Here is a 9,965-nt window from a genome sequence, read left to right on the forward strand (position 1 = left end):
ACCACCCGGGCCCCCGAACCCCGTCGAAGCACCGCTGATTTCGGGGAGTGGTTTGTATCCAAATCCTGTATATCGCCGGAAATAGCCAGCAAGGGCGGTGAATATCCGCATTTTCAATCCTCCCGCAACGCCAAGGCCGGCGGCACCCGCCCCGCCCGCCAGGCCGGATACAAGCCCGCCAGCAACGCCGCCACCACGGCCAGCGCCAATGCCTCGCCATAGGCGGACGCGGGCAAGGCCAAATCCATGGTCCAGCCGAACGAGCGCAGGTTGATGACCTTCACCAAGGCCACCGCGATGCCCGTGCCCAACGGCCACGCCAACAACCCCGCGCACAGCCCCAGCAGGCCGGTCTGAATCAGCACCAGCACGACGGTCTCGCGGGGCGTCAGGCCGGTGGCGCGGAGGATGGCGAGTTCCCGCGCCCGCTCGATGGAGAGGGCCAACAAGGCGCTGAGGATGCCCACGAAGGCCACGCCCAGCGCCAACACCCCCAGCACGCGGGTAATCACGAAGGTGCGGTCGAAGACTTCCAGCGAGGCTTGCCGGATTTCGCGGTTGGAGCGGATCAGCACGCCCTGGTTGCGGGCGGTGGTCAGCCTCTCGGCCGCCGCCTGAACCGCCGCCAAATCGGCACCGGGCGCGAGATACAGGCCCAGCGAGGAAATTCCCGGATCGTGCCACAGCCGGTCGAACAGCCGCCGGTGCATCAACACGATGCCCCGGTCGGAGCGGTAATCGAAGAACACCCCGCCCACCGGGAAGGAACGCGGCCCGTCCGCCGTGGCGAGGGTGAGCGTGTCGCCCGGCCCGATATGGTGATGGTTCGCGTAGGGTTCGGAGATCAACACCTCATCCCGGTGTTGGAAACCCCGCCAGATGTCAGCCCCTTCCCCGCCCCGGAAACGGAAGCCGGGACGGTCCTCGTAAGCCGGGTTCAGCACCATGAATTCATCCCGCCCGAAGCCGGTCTCGATCCACACCCGCCGCCCGGTGCTAGTCCGCTCCACGCCCGGCAACCGACTCAGAACGGACGCCAAATCGGGCGGCAGAACCTCGCTGGACCGGCCCGGCGTGCTGGGCAGACTGACGTAGAGGTCGGCTTGCAGGATTTGCTCCAGCCAGTCCCCCACCGCCACCCGGAAGCTATGCACCATCACCCCGACGCCAATCCCGGCGGCGACGCTCAGGGCCAGCGCCGCCATCGCCACGCCGGTGCGGCTCAGGCCACCGCGCAGACCGCGCAGCGCCAGCCGGGGCAGGGTCGGCAGCGGCAAGCGGCCCGCGCCGTCTATCAGCAACGCCAGCAAGGCCGGGGTTATCAGGCCATAGCCGAGCATTTGCAGAAATTGCCCGGCCAGCGCCACGCCGAGTCCCGTGTCCGCCCGGCTCAGCAGGAGATAGCCCACCGCCAGCAGTCCCAAACCCAGCCCGGCCAGCCCCGGCAACAACCGGCGGAAGCGGCCCTCCAACAGGGAGCGGCGCTGCGCCAGGGACGGCGGGGAAAACGCCGCCTCGATGGCCGGGGCGAGGCTGGCGATCAGGGCGGCACCGATGCCGAGCAGCAATCCTTTCACCAGCAGCCAAGGGTCGTAGAACAACTCGGTCACGGTGGAAACGAAATACACATCGCTGAGGGTCCGCGTCACCAGCCGCAGCAAGCCTTGCGCCGCCAGCACGCCCGCCGCCAAGCCCAGCCCCGTGCCCACCGCGCCGAGCAACGCGGCCTCCCCCAGTATCCCGGTCAGCACTTGCCGCCGGGTCACACCCAGCACCCGCAAAGTGGCGAGCAGCGGGCGGCGTTGCAGCACGCTGAAGGTCAGCGTGTTGTAGATGATGAACATGCCCACCAACAGCGCCAGCAGGCTCAGCGCCTTGAGGTTGAGGGTGAAGGCTTCGGTCATGCGGAGGGCGGCGGTGTTGCGGCCTTCGGCTTCTTCCAACAGCACGCCGGGCGGCAGCAGTCCACGCAGACGGTCAAGTTCCTGCGGCTGGTCGGGCAATTGCGCGTCAATCCGGTCGAGCCTCCCGACCCGGCCCAGCAATTCCTGCGCGGTGGCGATGTCGGCCACCAACAAGCCTTCCAGGGCCGCTTCGGGCGGGTCGCCGCCTTCCAGATAACCCAGCACCGTCACCGGGCGGGTGTCCTGGTCATGGCCCAGCACCAGCGTCCCGCCCGGTTTCACGCCCAGCTTCAAGCCGCCGCGCTTGCCAATCAGCACGGTATCCGGCTCGCCCAGCAAACGGGTCAGGGCTTTGTCCGCCGCCGGGCCAATGTTGCGCTGGCGGCCCGCCTCGACCACCGCGAGAGGATCGACGCCCAACACATGGAGCGGCTGGCCCTGGCTCTCCACATAGCCCTCGACCACGGGCGCGATGTCGCGGACGCCGTGGCGCACGCGCAATTCCACATAAAGGGATTCGTCCAGCAGCCCGGCACCCGCGACGATATGGTGAGTGGTTTTACCGGCCACCGCCTCCATGGACAGGCGGAAAGCCCGTTGGGCGCTGTCCAGGCTCAGGTCGATACCGGTGACGATGGCGACGCCCAGGGCGATGCCGATCAGGGTCAGCAGCAATTGCCAGGGATGGCGTTGATAGAAGCGGAGATTGGCGGCGCGTAGCAGGCTCATGGGCTGTCCCGCAACGCGCCGTCGCGGAGATACAGCACGCGGTCGGCGCGGCCCGCCACTTCGGGGCTGTGCGTCACCATCAGCAAAGCCTTGCCCCGCGCCCTCACCGTCCGGTCCAGCAGGTCCAGCACCTCCGCCCCGGTGCGGTCGTCCAGGTTGCCGGTGGGTTCGTCGGCGAGAATCAACGCGGGATCGTGGGCCAGGGCGCGGACCAGGGCCACCCGCTGCTGCTCGCCGCCGGATAGCCGATCCGGGTAAGTCGTGGCGCGTTCGCCGAGGCCGATTTCATCCAGCAGGGCCAGCGCGGCTTGCCGGGCCGCTGGGGGCGCGGCGTTCAGTTCCAGCGGCAGCAGGATGTTCTCGGCCACGGTCAGGGTCGGCAGCAGGTTGAAGAATTGGTAGACGAAGCCGATGTGGCGGCGGCGGAACAGGGTGCGGCGCCGCTCGTCGAGGCGGTTGAGCGCCACGCCGTCGATGAGGACTTCGCCGCCGCTCGGCACATCCAAACCACCCAGCAAGTTGAGCAGGCTGGTCTTGCCGGAACCGCTGCGGCCAAACAAGGCGACGAATTCGCCCCGGCGGAATTCGGCATGGGCACCGCGCAGGATGGGATGCTCGCGCCCGCCTTCCCGGTAGCCGTAGTGGAGGTCGCGCAGTTGAATGAAGGCTGAAGGCGTCATGGCGGAGTGGTTAGTGGTTAGTGGTTAGTGGTTAGTGGTTAGTAAAGATTGTACTTGGCGATGCTGGGACTCTTCCCCGTGTGGAGCGTTCCCCACCGCTTATCCAGTCGTTACACCTTGCGCGGGCGAAATTGACCGGCTTGGAGGCGTCACCGGATATTTCCCCCCGCGTGAAGAAGCAATGATGCCGGCGCGGCATAACACAGGCCTTCAGCCAATACTGAGACGCACCTCACGCATTTGCCGGGTAGTAGTGCCAACCCGCAGGCATTGATGCCCTGAATAAGCGGTTATTACTTAACAGATTATCCAAGGGGATTACTCGTATTCTATTACCCAAGGACGAGGACATACCCACTCGCGGAAAACCGGACAGAGCAGGTGGTCCTCCCCTGAATACCTTGACCCTACGACACTTAATTCCCTATTTAATTTGAGAGGATACCGTCATGAAAACTTTACGCCGCTTCTCCGCCCTGGCCGCTTTTTCCGCGCTTCTGCTGTCCGGAAATAGTTTTGCCACGGAATATCTGCCAGCTTGGACCCATGTCGCCAGCGCTTGCTCGATTGATGAATCTTCTCTCGCCAAATACCAGTTCAACTTCTCGGATTTCGGCTATAAGTCCGGCATGTACAGCACCGCCAGCACCGCTTATCCCAATGGTTTCGAACCCATCGTGGTCCGCTGCAACGTCACCAACCCGGTGGATTTCGATAACCCGAAATGGAATACCTTGATGCTCGGTTATCAAGACCAGGACGGCACCGCCGCCGCTAACCGAGTCACGGCCATTCTTTACGCGGTAAGCCGCGCCAACGGCACCAACACGCCCATCGCTGGCTTCGATAGCAATAGCTCAACCCAGACCGTGCGGGGCGAGGGCTACACCGTCTTCTCCAAGCCCTTCGATTTCCTCAACAACGAGTATTACGTGGAAATCGCCGTCACCCGCCGCAACGTCGAATTCAACCCGGTGGCCTTCATGGTCCGGCTCACCCAGTCCGACTACAAAAGCCCCACCGGCAAGTGATACCTCCCTGGCGCCCCGCGTGGGCGTCCCCTGCCCGGCCCGCCAGAATGGGGCCGGGGTTTTATTCCCGGTCGGCTTAACGATCCAGCGCCTTAAGGTTTCGTTAAGGCCAGCGATGCTAAAACAAGCACGCCCCACACAACTTGCACCGAGGTGCCCGCCATGAACGACTTGAACTTCCTGCTGCGCCGCTTGAATCAGCCAAACACCAACGCCAGCCATCTGGAGGACGCCGCGACCATCACCCTGGCGGGCCTGGTGGCCTTCGTGGCCTTGGCTTCGTTGCTCTGATTACCCCGCACTCAACCGTAGGATGGATGGAGCGTAGCGGAACCCATCATGCCGCCGCTCGACGCGATGGGTTCCGCTAAAGCTCCACCCATCCTACGGTGCTAAGATTCCCGCCTCATTGCATTTCCCAGACACGAGGCAGGCGCATCATGGCAAGACCCGTCACCCCCGCCATCGCGGCGGACGCGATCATCGAACTCATCGACTATCCCAACCGCCCCATCGTCCTGATTGAACGGCGCTTTCCGCCCTTGGGCTGGGCCGTGCCGGGCGGTTTCGTGGACGTGGGGGAAAGCCTGGAAACGGCGGCGGTGCGCGAGGCCAAGGAGGAAACCAGCCTGGACGTGCGGCTGCTCGCCCTGTTGGGGCTGTATTCCAACCCGGACCGCGACCCACGCGGCCACACGGTCACGGCGGTCTACGTGGCCGAAGCCCATGGCACGCCGGAAGCGGCGGACGACGCCAAGAACATCCTCATCCTCGACCCGAACGACCCGCCTCCCCTGCTCGCCTTCGACCACGCCACGGTGCTGGAAGATTACCGGCGCTTCCGCGCCACCGGCCAGCCCGCGCCCTTGCGTTAAATCATCATCAGGTAGGTTGGGGTGAGGCACGCACACCAACAACCCCGGACTTCGTGCCTCAGTCCAACCTACCCCAATCATCTACGAAGTTTCATTGGGTGGGTTAGGCGCACATTGAGAAAACCTTGCCGCCTCATGGAAGCATCGACAGAAATATCAAACTCTTCGCAAGGCGCGCCTAACCCACCCTACCAAATTGGAACGGAAGCCAACGCGCCCCCGCGTCCCTGCCCGGTTCCGCCCGTTCTTGTGTAAAATTGCTTTTCCTTTATGGAGTTGGTTGATGCACATATTGCTGAGTAATGACGACGGCTATTCCGCCGAAGGATTAAGCGCCCTGGCGGACGCGCTCCGGCCTTTGGCCGACATCACCGTGGTGGCCCCCGAACGGAACCGGAGCGGGGCCAGCAATTCCCTCACCCTCGACCGGCCCCTCCGCATCAGCAAGGCCCAGAACGGCTTCATCAAAGTGGACGGCACCCCCACCGATTGCGTGCATCTCGCCATCACCGGCCTCTTGGACCGGGAGCCGGACATGGTGTTCGCGGGCATCAACCACGGCTCCAACCTGGGCGACGACGTGATTTATTCGGGCACCGTGGCCGCCGCCACCGAGGGCCGGTTTCTGGGGCTGCCCGCCGTGGCCATATCCCTGGCCTCGTCCACGCCCAAGCACTTCGACACGGCGGGCCAAGTGGCGGTGGCCCTGCTGCAACGGATTAAAGAGCAGCCCTTGCCCGCCGACACCATCCTCAACGTCAACGTGCCCGACCTGCCGTTCCATGAATTGAAGGGCTTCCAGTCCACCCGCCTGGGCCAGCGGCACAAGGCCGAGCCGGTGGTCCGCGCCACCGACCCGCGAGGCCGGGAAATCTTCTGGGTGGGCGCCGCCGGCCCGGAACAAGACGCCGGACCCGGCACCGATTTTTACGCCATCCGTCACCACTACGTCGCCGTCACGCCCTTGCAGATCGACCTGACCCGTTACGAGAGAATCCAAACCCTGGCCGACTGGCTGCCCAAGGAGTCCGCGCCATGAACCTGCGCCTTCAAGGCATCGGCATGACCTCCCGGCGGACCCGGGAACGCATGATCGGTCGCCTGAAGGAACAAGGCATCAGCAACCCGGCGGTGCTGAAGGTGATGCTGGAAACGCCCCGCCACATCTTCGTGGAGGACGCCTTCGCCAGCCGCGCCTACGAGGACACCGCCCTGCCCATCGGCTTCGGCCAGACCATCTCCCAGCCCTACATCGTGGCGCGGATGACCGAGTTGCTGCTGGAAAAAGGCCCGCTGGACAAGATTTTGGAAGTGGGCACCGGCTCGGGCTATCAGACCGCCGTGCTGGCCCAACTGGCGAAGCGGGTGCATTCGGTGGAGCGGATTTATCCCCTGCAACAGCGGGCGCGGCGCTGCCTACAGGATTTGCAATTGCGCAATGTGCGGCTGAAACACACGGATGGCGGCTGGGGTTGGGACGAATACGCGCCCTACGACGGCATCATCGTCACCGCCGCGCCGCCGGAGCTGCCCGAGCCGCTGCTTGAACAAATGGCCCGTCGCAGCGTGCTGATTATTCCGGTCGGCAACGGGCGGGAGCAAATCCTGCAACGGGTGATCCGCACCGAGCTTGGCTATCAGGCCGAGGAAATCGAGCCGGTCAACTTCGTGCCCTTCCTGCCCGGCGTTGTATAAGAAAAGACCGACTCGGTTTTGAAAACCGAGTCGGTCTTGCGTGCCTTTTCAGGGCATCAAATCATCCACGATATGCGAGGCTTCCTCGCATTTTGGCACGCTCTCCGCCAGCGCCATTTCGATCTTCAAGCCAACGCTTTTCCCCGACAGGGATTCCGCCACCACCTCGTTCAAGGGCTGGCAGATTTCTATCATCTGCGCCTCGGCGGTTGACAGCGCCTTGGCCTCGTCGGAATCCTGCGCTTCCCGCGCTTCCTCCGCCTCAATCAAATCGTTCATCACCTGATTGTGGTAACGGAACACCCGCTCTACGTATTTAGCGAACTCATCGTGGCCCATCACCCGTTGCTTGCCGCCCGTGGTGACGGTCACGCAGCCCGCGAACGCCAAGGCAACCATGCCGACCCCTGCCGCCCGGAGCGGCACCATGATATTTTTCCCTTTTATTTTCAGCATCATAGCCATGTCTTGCGGTTTGATCGGGCCGGTCAACGTGACCTTCTTGTTCGGGACGCGCCGACGCTAGGCAAGCTTGCGGCCGCGCTTTCCATCTGTTTTTGAAGGCGGCATTTTCGCGAATTTCACCGGGCTTGTCGCCTCAAGCCCCCGCAGAAACGGCCCGACGCCCTCAAAATGGGATAGCTTCATGAGCAGATTGGCCCATTCCTGAACGTCATCACGTTGTCAAATAATCTATTTACCCTATAAGATAATGATTCCGCTGGAAAAGCTGGTCTCGGGCACACCGAGGGCAAAGGAGGCGGGGTCGAACAACAAGATAGGACTTACGCATTTGGCTCCTTCTCCCAGAGGGCGAGGGGACAAATCACGTTTCTGCGTAAGTCCAACAAGAATTCAAATTTATTTTAGGAGCAGGGATCATGCATAACGAATCAATCATCAAGCTCATTGGGCATCGGCCCGTTTATCGGGTTGAGAAGAACAGCGTCTCCGGGCTACAAGCCTTCATGGATAGAATCGGGCCGACACTGCGCGGCGCGCCGGTCATAGATCAAGAGCAACGAAACCGCATGTTGTCCGGTTCCGAAGAGCCGGAACGCCACGAAGCCCTCGCCTGACCATCCCGCCACCCCGGCAAAATCCATTGCCGGGGTCAAAGCAACGGTTGCTTCGGCAGCCGCAACGACACCACCAGCGTCAACACCCCCACCACCCCACCCAGCGTCAGAATCGTCGCCACGGACCCCACGCCTTGGGCGCTTGCCAGCGTATAAACGCCCATGCTCAGCAGGATCGCGCCGTTCTGGAAGAAATTCTGCACCGCCACCGCCCCGCCGCTGCCCACCGTCCGATGCCCAATTTGCTGAATCGCGGCATTCAGCGGCACCACGAACATGCCCCCAGCGACGCCAATCGCCAACAGCACCGCCCGCGCCGTCCATAGTTCCTCGACCCCCGCCAAGAGCAAGAACAGCCCGGCCATGGCGTAGGCCGCGAAGCGGGTGCGCCGCACCAACTCCAGCGGAATCAGCCGGGGCACCAGCCCGGAGCCAATGATGATGCCAATCGCCAGATAAAGGGTGAGTTCGGCAATATCCGTCGCGGTTTTCAGGTTCAGCACCTCCGGTGCCCAGGCCACCATCACCACCCGCAGCGTCGCCGCCGACGCCCAGAACAAGCTCAAGGCCAGCAACACCAGCCGCGCCCGTGGCGAACCGAGCAAGCCCTTCATCAAGCCCACCAGCTTGCCCCAGGCCGAACCCGCCGCCACGCCCCGCGCCGACAGTTTCGGCAGGAACAACGCCACCGCCGCCGACACGAAATACAGTCCGACCACCGCGATTAAGGCGAGTTGGATGGATTGATCGGCCAGCCGCGCCCCGCCCACCGTGCCGAACAGAATCGCCGCGATGGTCGCGCCCTCCATCCAGCCATTGGCGCGGACCAGTTTTTCCGCGCCGACCAATTCCGGCAGGATGCCGTACTTGGCCGGGCCATAGGCCGCCGCGCCGACCCCGATAATTCCATAGCCAATCAACGGCTCCATGCCCAATAGAATCGCGAAGCCGCCCAGCGCCTTGACCAGATTCGCCAGCACCAGCACGCGGGGCTTGGGGAGCCGGTCGGCCAGATTCCCGACCCACGGCGTCAAGGCCACGAAGGACACCAGGAACACGCTTTGCAGCGCGGGCACATACCAAGCCCCGCGTCCGCCCGCGTGCAGCACCATCGCGATGACCGTGAACAAAATGGCGTTATCCCCGAACGCGGACAGGAATTGCGCCCCGACCAGGGTGAAAAGCCCCCGGTTCATGCCGCCTCCGCCGCTTGCACCCGCGCCGTCAAAGCCGGGTAATCCACCTTGCCGGTGGCGAGTAGCGGCAAGTCCTTCAAATAACGGATGTCCTTGGGCTGGTAAAGCTCGCCGTGGCCCTGCGCTTGGGCATATTTCGAGAACGCCGCCCGTCCGGCGTCCTTGTATTGGGTTGTCAAAATGATCCGCTCGCCCTTCTTCTCATCGGGCACGGTGACGGCGGCATGGATGTGCCCCGGCCAAAGCTGCGCCGCCAATTCCTCAATCACGCCCAGCGAGACCATTTCGCCGCCAATCTTGGCGAAGCGCTTGGCCCGGCCCTGGATGGCGACATAGCCCTCCCCGTCCACCCGCACAATATCGCCCGTGTCGTACCAACCCGGCCCGAAGCAGGACACGGGCGGTTCCAACTGGCCGGGGCGTTCCGGGCGCAGGTAGCCGAGCATCACGTTCGGCCCGGCCACATGCAGCCGACCCCCTTCGGCCACGCCCGGCACGTCTTCCAGCCGCCATTGAATGCCCGGCATGAACCGCCCGACCGTGCCTTCCCGGTAAAACATCGGCGTGTTGGCCGCAAGGATGGGCGAAGTCTCGGTCGCGCCGTAGCCTTCCAGCACCCGCAGCCCGAACTTGTCCATCCACAGCTTGCGGGTGTCGTCGCGCAGCTTCTCGGCCCCGGCGAACACATAGCGCACGCTGTAGAAATCGTAAGGATGGGCGTGCTTGGCGTAGCCCGCCAGGAAGGTATTGGTGCCGAACAGCACGGTGGCGTTGAG

11 protein-coding genes are annotated in these 9,965 nt (G+C 63.7%); 6 read left to right on the top strand and 5 right to left on the bottom strand.

Annotation, left to right across the window (positions count from 1 at the left end):
* Nucleotides 1–113 precede the first annotated feature (113 nt).
* Both ACXWUF_RS12005 and ACXWUF_RS12010 read right to left on the bottom strand, forming a co-directional pair.
* Complete coding sequence (locus ACXWUF_RS12005; RefSeq protein ID WP_458494902.1) at nt 114–2,633, bottom strand: FtsX-like permease family protein; 2,520 nt, start codon at nt 2,631–2,633, stop codon at nt 114–116.
* Nucleotides 2,630–3,313, bottom strand: a complete 684-nt coding sequence (locus ACXWUF_RS12010) for an ABC transporter ATP-binding protein (protein WP_458494903.1) — start codon at nt 3,311–3,313, stop codon at nt 2,630–2,632. Before ACXWUF_RS12010 ends, ACXWUF_RS12005 begins: the two co-directional genes overlap by 4 nt.
* 449 nt (nt 3,314–3,762) lie before the next feature.
* On the opposite strand from ACXWUF_RS12010, the gene ACXWUF_RS12015 reads away from it, so the two are divergent.
* From ACXWUF_RS12015 to ACXWUF_RS12035, 5 genes are all read left to right on the top strand, one after another.
* Entirely contained in the window at nt 3,763–4,344 is a 582-nt protein-coding gene (locus tag ACXWUF_RS12015) for a hypothetical protein (protein WP_458494904.1), read from the top strand.
* A gap of 162 nt (nt 4,345–4,506) precedes the next feature.
* Nucleotides 4,507–4,635, top strand: coding sequence for a hypothetical protein (locus ACXWUF_RS12020; RefSeq protein ID WP_458494905.1), 129 nt, complete (start codon nt 4,507–4,509; stop codon nt 4,633–4,635).
* A 149-nt stretch (nt 4,636–4,784) separates the two neighbouring features.
* Nucleotides 4,785–5,219 (top strand): NUDIX domain-containing protein, encoded by a 435-nt coding sequence (locus ACXWUF_RS12025; protein WP_458494906.1) that lies wholly within the window; start codon nt 4,785–4,787, stop codon nt 5,217–5,219.
* Nucleotides 5,220–5,502: 283 nt separating this feature from the next.
* Nucleotides 5,503–6,258 (top strand): 5'/3'-nucleotidase SurE, encoded by a 756-nt coding sequence (gene surE, locus ACXWUF_RS12030; RefSeq protein WP_458494907.1) that lies wholly within the window; start codon nt 5,503–5,505, stop codon nt 6,256–6,258.
* Nucleotides 6,255–6,914 carry a protein-L-isoaspartate(D-aspartate) O-methyltransferase gene (locus ACXWUF_RS12035; RefSeq protein WP_458494908.1) on the top strand — a complete coding sequence of 220 codons (660 nt, stop codon included), beginning with the start codon at nt 6,255–6,257 and terminating at the stop codon, nt 6,912–6,914. The genes surE and ACXWUF_RS12035 overlap by 4 nt, the downstream gene beginning before the upstream one ends.
* A gap of 48 nt (nt 6,915–6,962) precedes the next feature.
* On the opposite strand, the gene ACXWUF_RS12040 is transcribed toward ACXWUF_RS12035, so the two are convergent.
* Nucleotides 6,963–7,343, bottom strand: a complete 381-nt coding sequence (locus ACXWUF_RS12040) for a hypothetical protein (RefSeq protein WP_458494909.1) — start codon at nt 7,341–7,343, stop codon at nt 6,963–6,965.
* Between the two features lie 452 nt (nt 7,344–7,795).
* On the opposite strand from ACXWUF_RS12040, the gene ACXWUF_RS12045 reads away from it, so the two are divergent.
* Nucleotides 7,796–7,993 (top strand): hypothetical protein, encoded by a 198-nt coding sequence (locus ACXWUF_RS12045; protein WP_458494910.1) that lies wholly within the window; start codon nt 7,796–7,798, stop codon nt 7,991–7,993.
* 35 nt (nt 7,994–8,028) lie between these two features.
* On the opposite strand, the gene lplT is transcribed toward ACXWUF_RS12045, so the two are convergent.
* Both lplT and ACXWUF_RS12055 read right to left on the bottom strand, forming a co-directional pair.
* Nucleotides 8,029–9,189 (bottom strand): lysophospholipid transporter LplT, encoded by a 1,161-nt coding sequence (gene lplT / locus ACXWUF_RS12050; protein WP_458494911.1) that lies wholly within the window; start codon nt 9,187–9,189, stop codon nt 8,029–8,031.
* Nucleotides 9,186–9,965, bottom strand: a 780-nt coding sequence (locus tag ACXWUF_RS12055) for an AMP-binding protein (protein ID WP_458494912.1), incomplete at its 5' end; no start/stop codon positions are given. The genes ACXWUF_RS12055 and lplT, both read right to left, overlap by 4 nt.

It is taken from the genome of Methylomagnum sp., from assembly GCF_054333355.1.

Excerpts from the sequence above, each read along its gene's own strand:
- ACXWUF_RS12005 (WP_458494902.1), bottom strand. The coding sequence starts at position 2,633 with ATGAGCCTGCTACGCGCCGCCAATCTCCGCTTCTATCAACGCCATCCC.
- ACXWUF_RS12010 (WP_458494903.1), bottom strand. The coding sequence starts at position 3,313 with ATGACGCCTTCAGCCTTCATTCAACTGCGCGACCTCCACTACGGCTAC.
- ACXWUF_RS12015 (WP_458494904.1), top strand. The coding sequence starts at position 3,763 with ATGAAAACTTTACGCCGCTTCTCCGCCCTGGCCGCTTTTTCCGCGCTT.
- ACXWUF_RS12020 (WP_458494905.1), top strand. The coding sequence starts at position 4,507 with ATGAACGACTTGAACTTCCTGCTGCGCCGCTTGAATCAGCCAAACACC.
- ACXWUF_RS12025 (WP_458494906.1), top strand. The coding sequence starts at position 4,785 with ATGGCAAGACCCGTCACCCCCGCCATCGCGGCGGACGCGATCATCGAA.
- surE (WP_458494907.1), top strand. The coding sequence starts at position 5,503 with ATGCACATATTGCTGAGTAATGACGACGGCTATTCCGCCGAAGGATTA.
- ACXWUF_RS12035 (WP_458494908.1), top strand. The coding sequence starts at position 6,255 with ATGAACCTGCGCCTTCAAGGCATCGGCATGACCTCCCGGCGGACCCGG.
- ACXWUF_RS12040 (WP_458494909.1), bottom strand. The coding sequence starts at position 7,343 with ATGGTGCCGCTCCGGGCGGCAGGGGTCGGCATGGTTGCCTTGGCGTTC.
- ACXWUF_RS12045 (WP_458494910.1), top strand. The coding sequence starts at position 7,796 with ATGCATAACGAATCAATCATCAAGCTCATTGGGCATCGGCCCGTTTAT.
- lplT (WP_458494911.1), bottom strand. The coding sequence starts at position 9,189 with ATGAACCGGGGGCTTTTCACCCTGGTCGGGGCGCAATTCCTGTCCGCG.